Source organism: Streptomyces sp. NPDC039609, assembly GCF_055596705.1.
Genome location: NZ_JBVIUJ010000003.1, coordinates 529,080 through 546,246 on the forward strand (window position 1 = coordinate 529,080; position 17,167 = coordinate 546,246).

General features: G+C 72.5%; 14 protein-coding genes. 9 read left to right on the plus strand and 5 right to left on the minus strand.

The window, feature by feature from the left end:
- Nucleotides 1–5 precede the first annotated feature (5 nt).
- On the plus strand, nt 6–1,232 hold the full coding sequence (locus tag ACZ561_RS11425; RefSeq protein WP_470992517.1) for a Tm-1-like ATP-binding domain-containing protein: 1,227 nt from the start codon (nt 6–8) through the stop codon (nt 1,230–1,232).
- A 6-nt stretch (nt 1,233–1,238) separates the two neighbouring features.
- On the opposite strand, the gene ACZ561_RS11430 is transcribed toward ACZ561_RS11425, so the two are convergent.
- Nucleotides 1,239–3,950, minus strand: a complete 2,712-nt coding sequence (locus ACZ561_RS11430; RefSeq protein ID WP_470992520.1) for an FAD/NAD(P)-binding protein — start codon at nt 3,948–3,950, stop codon at nt 1,239–1,241.
- 136 nt (nt 3,951–4,086) lie between these two features.
- Between ACZ561_RS11430 and ACZ561_RS11435 the strand changes: the two genes are divergently transcribed.
- Entirely contained in the window at nt 4,087–4,548 is a 462-nt protein-coding gene (locus ACZ561_RS11435) for an RrF2 family transcriptional regulator (RefSeq protein WP_329112882.1), read from the plus strand.
- Nucleotides 4,549–4,598: 50 nt separating this feature from the next.
- Here the strand turns inward: ACZ561_RS11435 and ACZ561_RS11440 are convergent, their stop codons facing one another.
- A complete protein-coding gene (locus tag ACZ561_RS11440; protein ID WP_376432241.1) occupies nt 4,599–4,895 on the minus strand; it encodes an antibiotic biosynthesis monooxygenase family protein in 297 nt (98 codons plus the stop codon).
- 105 nt (nt 4,896–5,000) lie between these two features.
- Nucleotides 5,001–6,059 carry a M28 family peptidase gene (locus ACZ561_RS11445; RefSeq protein ID WP_470992525.1) on the minus strand — a complete coding sequence of 353 codons (1,059 nt, stop codon included), beginning with the start codon at nt 6,057–6,059 and terminating at the stop codon, nt 5,001–5,003.
- 127 nt (nt 6,060–6,186) lie between these two features.
- On the opposite strand from ACZ561_RS11445, the gene ACZ561_RS11450 reads away from it, so the two are divergent.
- Nucleotides 6,187–6,732, plus strand: a complete 546-nt coding sequence (locus ACZ561_RS11450) for an EF-hand domain-containing protein (RefSeq protein WP_376432237.1) — start codon at nt 6,187–6,189, stop codon at nt 6,730–6,732.
- Nucleotides 6,733–6,949: 217 nt separating this feature from the next.
- On the opposite strand, the gene ACZ561_RS11455 is transcribed toward ACZ561_RS11450, so the two are convergent.
- Nucleotides 6,950–8,167 (minus strand): NAD(P)/FAD-dependent oxidoreductase, encoded by a 1,218-nt coding sequence (locus tag ACZ561_RS11455; protein ID WP_470992528.1) that lies wholly within the window; start codon nt 8,165–8,167, stop codon nt 6,950–6,952.
- A complete protein-coding gene (locus ACZ561_RS11460; protein WP_470992531.1) occupies nt 8,164–8,484 on the minus strand; it encodes a bifunctional 3-phenylpropionate/cinnamic acid dioxygenase ferredoxin subunit in 321 nt (106 codons plus the stop codon). The genes ACZ561_RS11455 and ACZ561_RS11460 overlap by 4 nt, the downstream gene beginning before the upstream one ends.
- A 169-nt stretch (nt 8,485–8,653) precedes the next feature.
- On the opposite strand from ACZ561_RS11460, the gene ACZ561_RS11465 reads away from it, so the two are divergent.
- The 6 genes from ACZ561_RS11465 (at nt 8,654) to ACZ561_RS11490 (ending at nt 17,145) form a co-directional block, all read left to right on the plus strand.
- On the plus strand, nt 8,654–9,493 hold the full coding sequence (locus ACZ561_RS11465) for an IclR family transcriptional regulator (protein WP_470992534.1): 840 nt from the start codon (nt 8,654–8,656) through the stop codon (nt 9,491–9,493).
- A 203-nt stretch (nt 9,494–9,696) separates the two neighbouring features.
- Nucleotides 9,697–10,782 (plus strand): S-(hydroxymethyl)mycothiol dehydrogenase, encoded by a 1,086-nt coding sequence (locus tag ACZ561_RS11470; RefSeq protein WP_470992537.1) that lies wholly within the window; start codon nt 9,697–9,699, stop codon nt 10,780–10,782.
- Nucleotides 10,779–13,259, plus strand: a complete 2,481-nt coding sequence (locus tag ACZ561_RS11475) for a GcvT family protein (RefSeq protein ID WP_470992540.1) — start codon at nt 10,779–10,781, stop codon at nt 13,257–13,259. The genes ACZ561_RS11470 and ACZ561_RS11475 overlap by 4 nt, the downstream gene beginning before the upstream one ends.
- 13 nt (nt 13,260–13,272) lie before the next feature.
- Nucleotides 13,273–14,427 (plus strand): N-methyl-L-tryptophan oxidase, encoded by a 1,155-nt coding sequence (gene solA, locus ACZ561_RS11480; RefSeq protein ID WP_470992543.1) that lies wholly within the window; start codon nt 13,273–13,275, stop codon nt 14,425–14,427.
- A gap of 10 nt (nt 14,428–14,437) precedes the next feature.
- Nucleotides 14,438–15,577, plus strand: a complete 1,140-nt coding sequence (locus ACZ561_RS11485) for an aromatic ring-hydroxylating oxygenase subunit alpha (protein WP_470992546.1) — start codon at nt 14,438–14,440, stop codon at nt 15,575–15,577.
- A gap of 95 nt (nt 15,578–15,672) precedes the next feature.
- The gene (locus tag ACZ561_RS11490; protein WP_470992549.1) at nt 15,673–17,145 is read left to right on the plus strand and encodes an aldehyde dehydrogenase family protein; all 1,473 of its coding nucleotides are present in this window, start codon (nt 15,673–15,675) and stop codon (nt 17,143–17,145) included.
- The last annotated feature ends 22 nt before the right edge of the window (nt 17,146–17,167 follow it).

A 17,167-nucleotide genomic window follows, 5' to 3' on the forward strand; every position in this document is an offset into this window, starting at 1 on the left:
CGGGGATGGCGATCGTTGTACTGGTGGGCACGCTGGACACCAAGGGTCTCGAGTACGGATGGCTGCGCGAACGGCTGCTGAGTCGCGGGGTCGAGGTCATCGTGGTCGACGCGGGCGTGATCGGAGCGGCGCGGACAACGTCGGACGTCCCGCGCACCGAGGTGGCCCGGGCGGCGGGTACGGATCTGGAGCGGTTACGGAGCGAGGGGGACCGCGGCGCGGCCGTCACGGCGATGGCGCGCGGTGCGGCGGAGGTCGTGCGGCGGCTGTACGAGCGGGGCAGGCTGCACGGGGTGCTCGCCCTCGGCGGCAGCGGGGGCACGTCGATCGCGACGCGGGCGATGCGGGAACTGCCGCTCGGGGTGCCGAAGGTGATGGTCTCCTCGATGGCCTCGGGCGATGTCGCGCCCTATGTCGGCTCCACGGACATCACGATGATGTACAGCGTGGTCGACATCGCCGGGGTCAACAGGGTGTCGGCCCCGATACTGGCGAACGCGGTCGACGCCGTCGCCGGGATGGCACGGGGGTTCGCGGCCGTGCGGCCGCCGGCGGTCGATGACGGCCGGCCGCTGATCGCGGCGAGCATGGCGGGGGTGACGACACCGGGCGTCGACGCGGCGCGCGAGCGGCTGACCGAGCTGGGCTACGAGGTGCTGGTCTTCCATGCCAGCGGAGCAGGCGGGCGGACGCTCGAATCGCTGGCGGAGCAGCGGCTCTTCGCGGGCGTCCTGGATCTGACGCTCTGCGAACTCGCGGACGACCTCTTCGGGGGCATCCTGACGGCGGGACCCGACCGGTTGCTCGCCGCAGGGCGTGCGGGCCTTCCGCAGGTGGTGAGCCCCGGAGCGCTGGACCTGGTGAAGTTCGGGCCGCTCGACACGGTCCCCGAGCGCGTCCTGGACCGCGACGTGCGAGTGCACAACCCGTCGATATCGGTCGTGCGGACGACGGCCGAGGAGTGCGCGGAGCTCGGTGCGCGCGTCGCGGCGAAGCTGCGGTCCGCGACAGGCCCGACGACCCTCTTCCTGCCGCTGCGCGGTCTCTCCACCCTCGGGGCGCCGGGCGGGCCGTACCACGACCCGGCGGTGGACGAGGCGCTGTTCACCGCCGTCCGGGACGGGCTGCGCGGCAGCGCGGTCGATGTCGTGGAGGTCGACACCCACCTCAACGACCCGTCGTTCGGACGCGCCGCCGCGAACCTGCTGCACCGTCTGATCGAGAGGGATTGAGGCCCCTCACCCGGGCAGGTCGGCCAGGCGTCGGCGGTCGAGCGGGGAGGCGCGGCGGTCGAGGCGCTGTTCCAGGAGATGGCGGGCCGCGTCGCTGTGGCCCGCCTCCATCAGCGCGTACAGCAGGGTCTCCTCGACGACCTCGCGCTGCGCGGCGCTGCCGCCCACCCGACGGAGGGTGGGCAGCAGACCGCGCAGCCCCTCCACGGCGGTGGTCCACTGCTCCTCCAGGACGGCCTCGAGGGCACGGCACAGGGGTGCGATGACCTCACGCTGCACGGCGTCCGCGCCGGCGGCGTGGGTCCGCAGCCGGCGGAGCGCGGGCAGATCGCCGGCGGCGGTCAGGGCGACGGCGCTGTGCAGGGCGGTGAACGCGGTCGCGGGCCGTTCGACCAGATCGCGGGCGACCGCGTCGAGGACCCCGCCGACGGGGACGGGGCCCGTCCAGTTCCGCGACATCCGGGCGCGCCACAGCAGCGAGCCGGAGTCGACGAGGGCCCGGACGCCGTTCACCTGGCGGGGTGCGAGCTGGGCGAACCAGCGGCGGCGTACGGCCACGGCGTCGTCCAGGGCGAGTTCGTGCAGCGCCACGTGCCAGGAGAAGTGGGCCCGGTGCACCGCGCCCCGGCCCTGGCCGCCGATCCAGCGGTCGAGCCAGTCGCGGCCGGCCCGGTGCTCGCCGGACTCGTAGTGGACATGGGCGAGGGCGTGCACGGCGTGCCCGGAGGCGGGCTCGGCCGCCAGGGCGACCCGGGCGAGGGCGCCCGCCTCGTCGATGCGCCCCTGTTCCTGGCGGAGGAAGGCGAGGAGCGAGGTGTGGAACCAGTGGCCGTCGTAGGCGGGCGCCGTGCGCTCCACGAGCCGCTGGGCCAGCGTGCCGTCGAGGTCGCCGACCCCGGAGAAGGCGATGGTGGGGACGGCGGTGGAGAGGGCGAAGGCGTCGCCGGGGAAGCGGTCGAGGTGGTCGACGAGCGCCCGGTCGCCGTCCTCACCACCGTTGCCGTCGTGGGAGCGGACCCGGCGGGTGACGACGTCGACGAAGGAGCGTTCGCGCTCGTCGCCGCGTTCGGCCGCGCTGCGCTGGGCGTCGGCGAGTTCCCGGTCCACATCGACGTCCGCGCCGCACTCGTGGCCGAGCAGGGCGAGCGCGGCGTGGGCGAGGGCGAAGCCGGGGTCGAGCTCGGTGGCCCGGGCGAACGCCTCGGCCGCCTTCGCCCGTACGGTGACGACCCGGGCGAGTCCACTGCGGAAGGAGGCCGCGGCGGCGGCGTGGGTCGACAGCGGCAGGCCGAACTGGTCGGTGGGCCGGCGGCGGGTGGTCTGCAAGGTGCGGGTGAGCGGGGCGAGCACGGCCTCGGCGATGTCCTTGGCCTGGGCCCTGATCTCGGGGATGGCGGTGGTCTCCCACAGCTCGCCGCGGCGCGGGCTGCCGAGGGTGAACAGGGGCCGCTCGCTGCGGCCATGGGTGTCGCGCAGCCTGCCGGCGTCGGTGGCGACGCCGATGCCGAGCGGTCCGGGCGCCGCGAGGCCGTCGGCGAGCAGCCCGCCCCACAGCGGGTCGCCCGAGGCGTCCATCCGGAGCCCGGGCCCGGTGCAGTCCACCACCCAGGCCACCGTCAGTTCCCGTCCGTCGGCGAGCGCGACGGCGAGCCGGCCGTCCTCCCGGGGCGAGGCCGAGACGATCCGTCCGGCGTGGATCCGCAGGCGGCGGGCGGCGCGGGCGCGGGCGATGCTCTCGGCGGTGGTCGGGGCCATCCGGTGCCGGTGAACGTTCCACCGGGTGGCGTCGCGGTCGAGGAACTCGGCCCGCTCCTCGTCGGTGAGGCCCTGCCAGAGCGCCACGATGCCGGGGCGCAGCCCGTCGAGGGCGGGCCGCCAGTCGCCGTGGTCGCGCATCGAGGCGGTCAGATGGCGCCGGAGTTCGGTGCGCAGGTGGTGCAGTGGCAGGGCCGCGAGTCCCGGCGGCGGCGGTACGGGCGGGAGCGGGGCGACGGCGTGGGGTTGGGGCAACAGGCCGCTGCGGGACAGGGCGTGGACGGTGCGGCCCTGCCGGTCGAGGACGAGCGCGAGGTCGACGGCGGTCAGCCCGGTGCCGACCAGCAGCACGTCGTCGTGCGCACCGACCTCGTCGAGCGCGCCGGGTGCCCAGGGGCGGGCGATGAACCGGTCGGAGTCGCGCAGTTCGTCCGTGGCCCAGCCGGCGGTGCCCGCGGCGGGCCCGGTGGCCAGGACGACGGTGTCGGCGGTCACGGTCCCGCCGTCGGCGAGCCGGAGCTCCAGGCGCCCGTCGGCGGTGTCGGCACAGCGCGTCGCCCTCGCCCGCAGGCGGCGTACGGAGACCGTGCCGTGGGCGGTGATGATGGCGCGGCCCAGGGTGTCGGCGAGGTACGAGCCGAAGCGGTAGCGGGACGCGAAGTCGGTGGCGGCGACGGCGGATTCGCCATGGCGGCAGAGCCAGCGCAGGAAGTGGCCGGGGTCGTCCGGGTAGCAGCTCATCCCGCCGACCGGGACGTTGAGCCGGTGTTCGGCGACCTCGGTGGCGTACGCCGTTCCGCGGCCCGCCTCCGCCGCCGGGTCGATCAGGACCAGGTCGAGGGGCGTGCGCCGACGCGCCGCGGCCTCGCACAGCTGGACGGCGACGAGCGCCCCGGCCGCGCCCGCGCCGACGACGGCCACGGTGGAGCGCGGACGAGTGGACCTCAAGGACACCACGGACACGACCGAACCTCCGAGCCAGGCGGGCGCTGCACAGTGAAGTGCACTATGTCGATGAACAATGTGCACTGACAAGCCCTGCCACGTCCTCGCGACCCGCGCCGGATCGCATTCGCGCCAACCGTGAGACATTGAGGCGGTGAGGATCTCAGCAAGAACGGACTACGCGGTCCGGGCCATGGCGGAGCTGGCCTGCTCCCCCGACCGGCCCCTGAAGGCAGAGGACATCGCGGGCCGTCAGGACATCCCCGTCCGCTTCCTCTTCGTCGTCCTCAGCGAGTTGCGTCAGGCCCGGCTGGTCCGGAGCGTGCGCGGCCCGGACGGCGGGTACACCCTCGCGAGACCCCCCGCGGAGATCACCCTCGCCGATGTCGTCCGCGCGATGGACGGGCCCCTCGTGAGCGTGCGCGACCTGAAGCTGACCGGTCTGGAGTACCAGGGCGCCGCCGCGCCCATGCCGGACGTGTGGCGGGCCGTGCGCACGAGTCTGCGCCAGGTCCTGGAGGGCACGACCCTCGCGGACCTGGCGTCGGGAACGCTGCCCGCGCTCGTGCGGGAGCGGGCCCGGGAGTACAACGACGACGTACGCACCTATCCGTAGTCGCGGTGTACGGACCTATCCGTAGTCGCGGCGTACGGACCCGTTGGTCGTCACCGTGCGGGCAGAGTCAGTTCGCCGCCCCGGTAGAAGCCTTCGGTCTCCTGGACGACGTACGGCGCCATGACCTCGCGCCGCTCCCGCTCGGCGTCGGAGGAGCGCCAGGCGTCGCAGGCCTCCTGCGAGTCCCAGAAGGAGACTCCGGTGATCTCCTGCCCGTCCTCGGACCAGTAGGCCAGGGCTCGGCGCAGTCCGTCGGGGGAGAAGCCGGGGCGCCAGGCCCGCTCGAACTCCTCCAGGGTGCCCGGCTTGATGCGGCGCGTGGTCACCCAGACAAAGTGCCGCTCCATCGCAGCCTCCTCGGAAACGGGGATCGGCTTGATCGCGCTCCTCACCACGGTAGGTCGACGGTGCCGTTTCCGCCTCCGAGGGGGATCCGGGAGGGACCTGGGCCCCTAGGGCCTCCAGCACACGGCGGTGACGGCGGTGGCGACGGCCACGGCCGTCAGACGGTCGTAGTCGAGGGTGTCGGGGGTGTCCGTCGGCCGGTGGTAGCGAGGGTTCCGGAAGTTCGCCGTGCCGGTGAGCATGACGGCCGGAATCCGCGCATTCCAGAACGCGGCGTGGTCGCTGCGGCCGAGGTGGTTCGCCGGGGGCAGTACGAGACCCGCGAGGGTTCCCAGCGGGCCGTCCGGACGCGGGTCGCGCAGGGTGACGACGGGCAGCGGTGGCTCGCCGGCCCGTGCCGCCCGGCGCCAGAGGGCGGCGGCCGCGTCCGACGAGCGGCGATGGACCACGAGGGTGAAGTCGCCCCGCCGCCCGGCCGCGCGCACGGAGGCGGCCACGCGGGGGAAGACCGCGCCGAACCCCGGCGGCAGCGCCTGGGTTCCCGTCCCTGTCGCGAAGCAGCCGACCGACTCCAGACAGATCATGCCGCCGACACGACGCCCACGGCGCAGTGCCCGCGCCATGACCCGGGCGCCGATGAACCCCAGCTCCTCCATGTCGAAACAGGCGAGGGTGACCGCAGGTGGCCGCGGCAGCCCGCCGAGCAGCCGGGCGATCTCGAGGAGCGCGGCGACTCCGGAGGCGTTGTCGTCGGCACCGGGGCTTCCCTCGACGGTGTCGAGGTGCGCTCCGACGAGGACGGTGGGACGGTCTCCGTTCACCGTCGGCCCCGGCAGCGTGGCCAGCAGGTTCGCGCCGGTGAGCCGTCGGTGCAGCCGGAACCGGAGCGGTGCCGTCGCACTGCCGGGGCGATCGGTGCAGCCGGGACGCCACCGGACGTCGAAAGGCTGCCGTTCGGTCCGCCAGCCGGCCCGGTCCAGCTCCTCCGCCACACGCGTCTCGGCCCGGACCATGGCCTCGGGCGCGTGGATCCGCCCGCGCGGGCGATCGGCGAGGAACTCCACATCGCGCCGCAGGCGTCGCGGGTCGGCCCGCCGGGTCAGTTCCGCGACGAGCTCCGGCACGTCGGGGAGCGCGTCGTCGCCCACCTCATGGCCGGGTTCCATGACCCGATGGTGACGCACGCCACGCCCTCGCGCGCCCCGCGGACGGGTGTTGCGCCGTGCCCCGGTCCGTACGGGCGACGACACTGGGACGGCGAAACCCACGTCACTACCGGAAGGAAGCGGAAGAATGGCGACGTTCGATCCGATCACCCGTAGGCTTCTGCGACTCTTCGCGGTGCTGGACACCGACGGGAACGGGTTCGTCACCTGGTCCGACCACCGGCGGATCGTGGAGGCGTACGCCGACGCCTACGGCCTTGCGGAGGACGATCCCCGGATCCAGGCACTGGGCCGGGCGTACTGGTCCCAGTGGCTCGGGCTGCTCACCCAGGCGGTGCCCGGGCAGGACCGGCTGAACCAGGAGGAGTTCGTCGCCGCGCACCGCGCGGTGGGCTACGACACGGACCGCCCCGAGCTGCTCGAGAATCTCGCGGAGGCGATCTTCCGCATCATGGACACGACGGGCGACAAGCGGGTCAGCAAGGAGGAGTTCGCCGCCTATCTCGCCGTCTGGGGTGTGTCGGGCGACGAGGGCCCGGCGGTCTTCGAGCGGCTCGATCTGGACCGCGACGCATATGTCTCCCAGCGGGAGATCAACCGGTCGCTGCGCGCGTTCCACCTCAACAACGACGACCTGAACACACCGGGCGCCATCTTCCTCGGCATCCACTGAACGGGGCTGCCGGCAGGAGGTGGGTGATGCGGGGCGGGCCGTGGTGTGGTCGGATCGGCGTCATGGACCTCACAGAGGAGAACGACGGTTCGCCGGGGCAGGATCCCGGAGAGCGCCGCCGTGCCGCCCGTCGGGTCGTCGCGAGCCGGACGACCGACCGGGCCGAGCTCGCGGAGTTCCTCGACATACTGGACCTCAGGCCCGAGGTCGATCACCTCTACCCCGGCTCGACGACCGGGGCCAAGGACTCCGCCCGCACGGGACGGAAGGGCAGGGGCAGGTCGGGCGACTGAGCGGAGCTCAGCTCCCGCCGGGCCCGCATGAAGGGGCGGGGGCGGTCGACGGCCAGGACGGCGGTCGTGCGGCCCTCCCGCTCGTAGAGGCAGAGGAAGCCGCCCTCGGCAGTGGACCCTTCGACGACCCGTACGTCGTCCCCTTCGCGGCGGCGCCCCGCGAACTGGATGCGCGCGCCGTACTGGTCCGACCAGAAGGAGGGCAGCGGGCGCGCGCTGTCCACGGTCCGTCCGGCCAGCAGATTGCGTACGGCGACGGCGGGTTGCTCGGTCGCGCTGGTCCAGTGCTCGGCGCGCAGCCCGCCGACGCGGGCGACGTCACCCACGGCCACGACCTGCGGGAGGGCGGTGACGCAGCCGTCGTCGCAGAGGACGCCGTCGCTCAGCGTAAGGGCGGAGCCGGCGAGCCACCCGGTGTTGGGTACGGCTCCGATGCCGACGACGACCAGGTCGGCGGGGAGTGTCCGGCCGCCGGCCAGCTCGACTTCGGTGACGGACTCCTGGCCGTTCAGCCGGGCCACGCCGGTGCCGGTGATCAGTTCGGTGCCGCCGCGCCGGTGCAGCGCGGCGCACACCGCGGCCATCTCGGGGCCGAGTTGCGGCAGCAGCGGGAGCGGGGCGGCCTCCACCACGGTGACCTCGTGGCCGAGCGAGGCACAGGAGGAGGCGGTCTCGGCGCCGATGAAGCCGCCACCGATGACGACGACCCGCAGGCAGCCGCCGCCCAGGGCGGCCCGCAGGGCGCGCGCGTCGTCGAGGGTGCGCAGGGTGTGGACACCGGCGAGTCCGTCGGTCCCGGGCAGCCGGCGGGCGGAGGCTCCGGTGGCGATCACGAGCCCGTCGGTGACGAGGGTGCGGCCGTTCTCCAGAAGGAGAGTGCGGCCGCGGGCGTCGAGGCCCCGGGCGCGGGTGCCGAGCAGCCACTCCGCGTCGAGTTCGGCCTCCTCCTCCGGATCGGAGAGGGCCAGTTGCTCCTCGTCGACCCGCCCGGTGAGGAAGTCCTTGGAGAGCGGCGGCCGGTCGTAGGGCGGGTGGGGTTCCTCGCCCACGATCACGAGCCGCCCGTCGAATCCCTGGGCGCGCAGCTCGCGGGCGGCGTACAGGCCGGCGAGCGAGGCGCCGACGACGGTGACGGTCCTCATGCCGCGGTGCCCTCCTGTACGGCGGGCCGGACATGGATGACGCCGTCCTCGACGACGACCTCGTGCGTGCGGACGGGCCGCCGCGCGGGCAGACACGTCGGCCGGCCGGTACGAAGGTCGAATGAGGCGGCGTGGAGCGGGCATTCGACCAGACAGCCCTCGAGCCATCCCTCGGAGAGAGAGGCGTCCTGATGGCTGCATGTGTCGTCGATGGCGTACAGCATGCCGTCGGCGTTGAACACCGCGATCGGCGGAGTGGTATCGATCCGTACGGATTCGCCCACGGGGAGGTCTTCAAGGCGGCAGACGGGAATCACGGGCCCCCCTCGGTCCAGGAGTGATCTGAAGGACGCTTCGGTAACATCAGGTTGCGTATGGCGCATGAGGGAGCGCTATGCGCAACAGAATCCGGTCGGGGTGCCCGCCGCGTCAAGGGCTTCCCGAAGATGCGTGCCCAAGGGGCCGCAAGATGGCGAGAGTTGAGCTATGACCCGCGACCGCACAGCAGCCGAACCGGCCGAGGAGACAGACGGACCGACCGGGACGACCCCGGAGCGGGCACCCAGAGGCGGGGCGGGGGCGATCCAGTCGGTGGACCGCGCCGTCAGCGTCCTCGAGATCCTGGCCCGGCACGGCGAGGTCGGGGTCACCGAGATCGCCGACGAGCTGGACGTGCACAAGTCCACCGCGTTCCGTCTCCTCGGGGTGCTGGAGAACCGGGGCCTGGTCTCCCAGGCGCAGGACCGGGGCAAGTACTTCCTCGGCGCCGGCATCCTTCGCCTGGCCGGAGCCGCCGCCGTACGGCTGGACATCTCCCAGGAGGCCGCGCCGGTGTGCCGTGAACTCGCCGACGAACTGGGCGAGACGGTCAACATCGCGGTCCTCGACGACGACGCGGCCGTCAACATCATGCAGGCCCGCGGACCCGCCTCCGTGACCGCGCAGAACTGGCTGGGCCGGCGCACTCCCCTGCACGCCACGTCCAGCGGCAAGGTGCTCCTGGCCCATCTGCCGGTGACCCTGCGCGAGGGCCTGCTCGCCCGGGCGCTGCCGCGGTTCACGGAGCACACGGTGACGAGCGCGGGGATGCTGCGCGCCGAACTGGACTCGGCGTACGCACAGGGCTTCGCCATCGCCGCCGAGGAGCTGGAGCTGGGACTCCACGCGGTCGCCGCGCCGGTACGGGCGCACGACGGCCGGGTGATCGGCGCGATCAGCGTCTCGGGTCCGGCCTACCGGCTGGAGCGCGAGCGCCTCACCGAGCTCGCCGCACGGACCGTCGTCGCGGCCGACGAGCTGTCCCGGCGCATGGGTTACGGCTTCTGACAGGAACCGACCGAGCGGTGCCCCTCACGACGCGGGGCCGGGGAGACCCGGCCCCGCGTCGCCGTGTGTCGGGAGCGGTGCGGTCCACCGACGGGTTTTGCCCGACGTTAACTCCGGCCTCTTGACGCCCCGTTGTCGGCGTTCTCACTATGTTCCCCATCGCGCAACCCATCGTGCAATGCGCAACAACCGAGGAGCCCATCGTGTCGCATGAGGTTCGTGCCGTCGTTGCCGTCGAGAAGGGCGCACCCGTCGAGGTGCGGACGATCCTCGTCCCCGACCCCGGTCCCGGCGAGGTTCTCGTCGCCGTGCAGGCCTGCGGGGTCTGCCACACCGATCTGCACTACCGGGAAGGGGCGATCAACGACGACTTCCCGTTCCTGCTCGGCCACGAGGCGGCCGGCACCGTCGAATCCGTGGGCGAGGGAGTCACCGACCTGGCGCCGGGCGACTACGTCGTCCTCGCCTGGCGCGCCCCCTGCGGCACCTGCCGCTCCTGTCGCCGCGGACGTCCCTGGTACTGCTTCGACTCCCGCAACGCGACCCGTCCCATGACCCTGTCGGACGGCACGCCGCTCTCCCCCGCGTTGGGCATCGGTGCCTTCGCCGAGAAGACACTGGTGGCGGCCGGACAGGCGGTGAAGGTCGACCCCGCCGCCCGACCCGAGGCGGCCGGCCTCATCGGCTGCGGTGTGATGGCCGGTTACGGCGCGGCCGTGAACACCGGACGGGTCGGCAACGGCGACACGGTGGCCGTGATCGGCTGCGGCGGAGTCGGCAACGCGGCCATCGCGGGCGCCTGTCTGAACGGGGCCCGCAAGGTCATCGCCGTCGACATCGACGACAGGAAACTGGATCAGGCGGAGAAGTTTGGCGCCACGCATACGGTCAACTCCCTTGGCACGGACCCCGTCGAGGCCGTGCGCGCGCTGACCGACGGCTTCGGGGTGGACATCGCCATCGACGCCGTCGGCCGCCCCGAGACGTACAAGCAGGCCTTCTACATGCGGGACCACGCCGGGGTGCTCGTCCAGGTCGGCGTCCCCGACCCTGAGATGAGGATCGACCTCCCCCTGATCGACCTCTTCTCGCGCGGCGGCGCGCTGAAGTCGTCCTGGTACGGCGACTGTCTGCCGAGCCGCGACTTCCCGATCCTGATCGACCAGTACCTCTACGGTCTCCTGGACCTCACCTCGTTCGTCACCGAGACGATCGGGCTCGACGAGGTCGAGAACGCCTTCGCCAAGATGCATCGCGGCGAAGTCCTGCGCTCGGTGGTGATCCTGTGACCGACGCCGTGCCCACGCCTCCCCGCGTCGTGGTCATCGGCGCCGGCATCGTGGGCTGCTCGCTCGCCGAGGAGCTGACCGCCCGCGGCTGGACCGATGTCACGGTCCTCGACCAGGGCCCCCTGCCCGCCCCCGGCGGCTCCACCTCCCATGCCCCGGGCCTCGTCTTCCGTACCAGCCCGTCCAGGACACTCAGCGCCTTCGCCTCGTACACCGTGGAGAAGTTCAGCTCGCTGGAGGTCGACGGGCTGCCCTGCTTCCACGCGGTCGGTGGGCTCGAACTGGCCACCACCGAGGAGCGCTGGGCCGAACTGCACCGGAGGGCCGGGTACGCCGCCTCCTGGGGGATCCGCGGCGAACTGGTCTCGGCCCGGCGCTGCAAGGAGCTGTGGCCGCTGCTCGACGAGAGCAAGGTCGTCGGCGGGTTCCACACCCCGGACGACGGCCTGGCCCGCGCGGTGCTCGCCTGCCGCGCTCAGCGTGAGCGCGCCGAGTCACGCGGTGCGCGCTTCCTGGAGCGGCACACGGTCACCGGCATCGAGCGGGAGGACGGCCGTGTCACCGGGGTCGTCACCGACCGGGGCGTCTTCCCGGCCGACCACGTCGTGTCGGCGGCCGGTTTCTGGGGCCCCGTCGTCGGGCGGATGGCAGGCGTGGACGTCCCGCTGCTGCCGCTCGCCCATCAGTACGCGAAGACCGCGCCCCTTCCGGAGCTCGCCGGCGTCAACGATCCTCTCGACGAGGCCTCCCTGCCGATCCTGCGCTTCCAGGACCGTGATCTGTACTTCCGCGAGCACGTCGACCGGATCGGCATCGGCAGTTACGCCCATCGGCCGCTGCCCGTCGACCCGTTCGCCGTGCCGGCCTACGACGAGGCTCCGGTCATGCCCTCCTCGTTCCCCTTCACGTCCGAGGACTTCGCGCCGAGCTGGGACGACTGCCGAGAGCTCCTGCCCGCGCTCGCCGGCAGCGAGATCGAGGAGGGCTTCAACGGCGTCTTCTCCTTCACCCCGGACGGAATGCCGCTTCTCGGCGAGGCCCGTTCCCTGCGCGGCTTCTGGCTCGCCGAGGCCGTCTGGGTCACGCACTCGGCGGGGGTCGCCAAGGCCGTCGCGGAGTGGATGGTCGACGGGCGCCCCTCCCTCGACGTCCACGAGTGCGACCACACCCGCTTCGAGGACGTCCAGCGCTCCCCCGCGTACGTCCACGGCCGCGGCGCCCGCCAGTTCGTCGAGGTCTACGACGTGCTGCACCCGCTGCAGCCCATGGAGGAGCCCCGCCCGCTGCGGGTGAGCCCCTTCCACGCCCGCCAGCGGGAGCTCGGCGCGTCCTTCCTGGAGGGCGGCGGCTGGGAGCGTCCGCACTGGTACGAGGCGAACGCCCCGCTCGCCGAGTCCCTCGCCGTGCCGGAGCGGGACGCCTGGTCGGCCCGACACTGGTCGCCGATCGCCGCCGCGGAGGCCCGGGCGACCCGCGAGAAGGTCGCGCTGTACGACATGACACCGCTGCGCAGGCTGGAGGTCACGGGACCCGGCGCGCTCGCCTTTCTCCAGCGTATGAGCACGAACAACCTGAACAAGAAGCCGGGCGCCGTGACCTACACGCTGCTGCTCGACGAGGGCGGCGGCATCCGCTCGGACCTGACCGTCGCGCGGCTGGCCGCCGACCGCTTCCAGATCGGCGCCAACAGCCGGGCGGACGAGGACTGGCTGCTCCGGCACTCCCCGGGTGGGGGCGCCTCCCGCTCGAGCGAAGCCGAGAGTGGGGGAGTGCACATCAGGGACATCACCTCCGGCACCTGCTGCATCGGCGTGTGGGGCCCGCTCGCCCGCGCCCTCGTGCAGCCGCTGACCCGGGACGACTTCTCGCACCGCGGCTTCGGCTACTTCCGTGCCAAGGAGACCTACCTCGGCCATGTGCCGGTGACGGCGATGCGGCTCAGCTATGTCGGTGAACTGGGCTGGGAGTTGTACACCGGCGCCGATCTGGGGCTGCGGCTCTGGGACACCCTGTGGGAGGCGGGGCAGGAGCACGGGGTGATCGCCGCCGGACGGTCCGCCTTCAACAGCCTTCGGCTGGAGAAGGGGTACCGCTCCTGGGGCCACGACATGACCACCGAGCACACCCCGTACGAGGCCGGAGTCGGTTTCGCCGTCCGGATGGACAAGGGCGACTTCGTCGGACGGGCCGCGCTGGAACGGGCCGGCGAGCCCCGCCGCCGGCTGACGCCGCTGCTCCTCGACGACCCGGCCGCCGTGGTCCTCGGCAAGGAGCCGGTGTACGTGGACGGCCGGGCCGCCGGGTACGTCACGAGCGCGTCCTACGGCTACACGCTCGGCCGCTGCGTCGCGTACGCCTGGCTGCCGCCGCTCGCCTCCGGAAGCGCGGTGCACATCGAGTACATCGGCGAGAAGGTCCCCGCCACCGTCGCCGACGAGCCGCTGTTCGACCCCGACATGAGCCGTATCCGCCGCTAGGAAGGTTCCAGGGATGTCACCCACCCATGACGTGATCGTCGTCGGCCTCGGCGGGATGGGCAGTGCCGCCGCCCACCATCTGTCCGCACGCGGTGCCCGTGTGCTGGGCCTGGAGAAGTTCGGTCCGGTGCACAGCCGCGGCTCCAGCCACGGTGGTTCGCGCATCACCCGGCAGTCCTACTTCGAGGACCCCGCCTACGTACCGCTGCTGCTGCGCGCGTACGAGCTGTACGAGGCGCTGGAGCGCGACACGGGCCGGGACATCGCGACGCTGTGCGGCGGCGTGATGGTCGGCAGGCCCGAGTCCCGCACGGTGTCCGGCTCGCTGCTCTCGGCCCGGCAGTGGGACCTGCCGCACGAGATGCTCGACGCGAAGGAGATCCGCCGCCGCTTCCCCACCCTGACCCCCACCGAGGACGAGGTGGCGCTGTACGAGGCACGGGCGGGGCTCCTGCGCCCGGAGAACACCGTGGCGGCCCATCTCCAGCTCGCGACGCAGGCCGGCGCGGACCTGCACTTCGAGGAGCCGGTGGTGCGCTGGGAGCCGTACCGCGACGGGGTACGCGTCCACACCGCCGAGGACACCTACACCGCCGGGCAGTTGGTGATCTGCCCGGGTGCCTGGGCGCCCCGGCTCCTCGCCGACCTGGGCGTGCCGTTCACGATCGAGCGGCAAGTCATGCACTGGTTCCAGCCCGACGGCGGCACCCGCCCCTTCCTGCCGGAGAACCACCCGATCTACATCTGGGAGAGCGCGGACGACGTCCAGTTCTACGGCTTCCCCGCGATCGACGGCCCGGAGCTCGGTGCCAAGGTCGCCTTCTTCCGCAGGGGCACCGTGTGCACCCCGGAGACCATCGACCGGACCGTGCACGACGACGAGGTCGCGGCCATGGCCGGCCGGCTGTCCCGGCACATCCCCTCACTGCCCGGCCACTTCCTCAAGGCCGCCACCTGCATGTACTCCAACACCCCCGACGAGCACTTCGTCATCGCTCGCCATCCGCGGCACCCCGAGTCGGTCACCGTCGCCTGCGGGTTCTCCGGCCACGGCTTCAAGTTCGTGCCCGTCGTCGGCGAGATCCTCGCCGACCTGGCGCTGACGGGCACCACCGAGCACCCCATCGAGCTGTTCGATCCGCGGCGCCTGTCCGCCGCACCCGCCTGAGGAGCCCGCCATGACGACCGTGCCGCTGCCCCCGAGTCTGATCGCCACGCTTCCCGGCCACTTCTACACCGACCCGGAGATCTTCCGGCAGGAGCAGGAGCGGCTCTTCGAATCGATGTGGTTCTGCGCCGTACGCGGCGCCGACCTCGCCAGGCCCGGTGCGTTCCGCACGGTGCGCATCGGCCGCGAGAGCGTGATCGTCACCCGTAACCGGAGTGGCGAGCTGCGCGCCTTCCTCAACGTCTGCCGGCACCGCGGCGCGCAGCTGTGTACCGAGGAGGCCGGTGAGGTGCGACGCGCGCTCCAATGCCCGTACCACGCCTGGACGTACGACCTCGACGGCAAGCTGATCGCGGCGCCGAACCTGGTGAAGATGCCCGACGTCGACCGCACGGCCTACGGTCTGGTGACGGTGCACCTGCGCGAATGGCTGGGGTACGCGTGGGTGTGCCTGGCCGACGAACCGCCGTCGTTCGAGGAGACCGTGGTCGGCGCGGCCGTGGAACGGCTCGGCGACGCCGCCTCCATCGAGCGGTACGGCACCGAGAACCTCGCGCTCGGCAAACGCATCACCTATGGCGTGAAGGCCAATTGGAAGCTGATCGTCGAGAACTTCATGGAGTGCTACCACTGCGCCACCATCCATCCCGAACTCACCGATGTGCTACCGGAGTTCGCGGACGGCTACGCGGCCCAGTACTACGTGGGGCACGGCGCCGCGTTCGCCGAGGAGGTCAAGGGGTTCACCGTTGACGGCAGCGAGGGCTTCGCCCGTCTGCCGGATGTGGCCGAGGAGCAGGACCGGCGCTACTACGCGATCACTGTCAAACCGACCGTGTTCATCAACCTCGTCCCCGATCATGTGATCCTGCACCGGATGTTCCCGCTCGCCGAGGACCGCACCGTCGTCGAGTGCGACTGGCTGTACGCGCCCGAGGTCGTGGACTCCGGCGCCGACGTCTCCCGGTCGGTGGAGCTCTTCCACCGGGTGAACGTGCAGGACTTCGACGCCTGCGAGCGCACCCAGCCGGCGATGGCCTCCCGCGCCTACCGGTCCGGCGGAGTGCTGGTGCCCACCGAGCATCACATCGAGATCTTCCACGCATGGCTGCTCGAAAAGCTGCGGTCCCATCCCTCCGACCAGGCGTGATCACGGTCACATTCGGCATGGATCGCGGCCGTGTGGTGAGACACCAAGCTGCCAGGGCGCCTTCGATACGGCGCTGACCAGGAGGAACGAGAGACATGCCCGAACTCTTCATCGGCGGTGCGTGGCGGTCCGCGCTCGACGAGCGGACCCGTGAAATCCGCTGCCCGGCCGACGGCAGCCTGGTGGCGGTGGTCGACGAGGCCGGCGGCAAGGACACCGTCGAGGCCATCGCGGCCGCACGCCGCGCCTTCGACGAGGGCCCCTGGCCGTCGACCCCGGCCGCGGACCGCGGCGACCTGCTGCTGCGGGTCGCCGACCTGCTGGTACGCGACAAGGACGCGCTGGCCCGCGCGGAGTCCCTCGACACCGGCAAGCGGCTGGTGGAGAGCGCGTACGACATGGACGACATCGCGAACTGCTTCCGCTACTTCGGCCGGCTCGCGGCAGCCGAGACGGGCCGGGTGATCGACACCGGCAGCGCCGGCGCCGACAGCCGGGTCGTGTACGAGCCGGTGGGGGTCTGCGGGCTGATCACGCCGTGGAACTATCCGCTGCTGCAGACGGCCTGGAAGGTCGCCCCGGCGCTCGCCGCCGGCAACACCTTCGTGCTGAAGCCGAGCGAGCTGACCCCGCACACCGCGATCCATCTGATGCGGCTGCTCGCGGAGGCCGGGCTGCCGGACGGCGTGGCGAACCTGGTGCTCGGAGCTGGCCCCGAGGCGGGGGCGCCGCTCGCCGACCATCCCGACGTCGACCTCCTGTCCTTCACCGGCGGGCTGCAGACCGGCCGCCGACTCATGGCGGCGGCCGCCGGGACGGTGAAGAAGGTCGCGCTCGAACTGGGCGGCAAGAACCCGAACATCGTCTTCGCGGACGCCGATTTCGAGGCCGCCGTGGACATGGCGCTCACAGCGGTGTTCCTGCACTCGGGGCAGGTCTGCTCGGCGGGTGCGCGGCTCCTGGTCGAGGACTCGCTGCACGACCGGTTCGTCGACGAGGTCGTGCGCCGGGCCGGGGAGATCCGGCTCGGCGGGCCCTTCGACGAGCGGGCCCGGACCGGACCGCTCATCTCGGCCGCCCATCGCGCCAAGGTCGAGGCATATGTGGAGCGCGGTCTGGCGGAGGGCGCGGTGCTGCGCTGCGGTGGCGCCCGGCCCGAAGGGCCCGCGTACGACCAGGGCTTCTACTACCTGCCGACGGTCCTCGACGAGTGCCACGCCGGGATGTCGGTGGTGCGGGAGGAGTCCTTCGGGCCCGTCCTGACGGTGGAACGTTTCCGCGACGGCGACGAGGACCAGGCGGTCCGGCTCGCGAACGACACGATCTACGGACTCGCGGGCGCGGTCTGGACGAGCGACGAGGCGCGGGCCCGCCGGATGGCGGCGCGGCTGCGCCTGGGCACGGTGTGGATCAACGACTACCACCCCTATCTGCCGCAGGCCGAGTGGGGAGGGTTCAAGCAGTCCGGCACGGGCCGAGAGCTCGGGCCGAGCGGGCTCGCCGAGTACCGCGAGACGAAGCACATCTGGCGCAACACCTCACCGGAGCCGCAGGGCTGGTTCGCCTGACGCGACCTCTACCGTTCAGGAG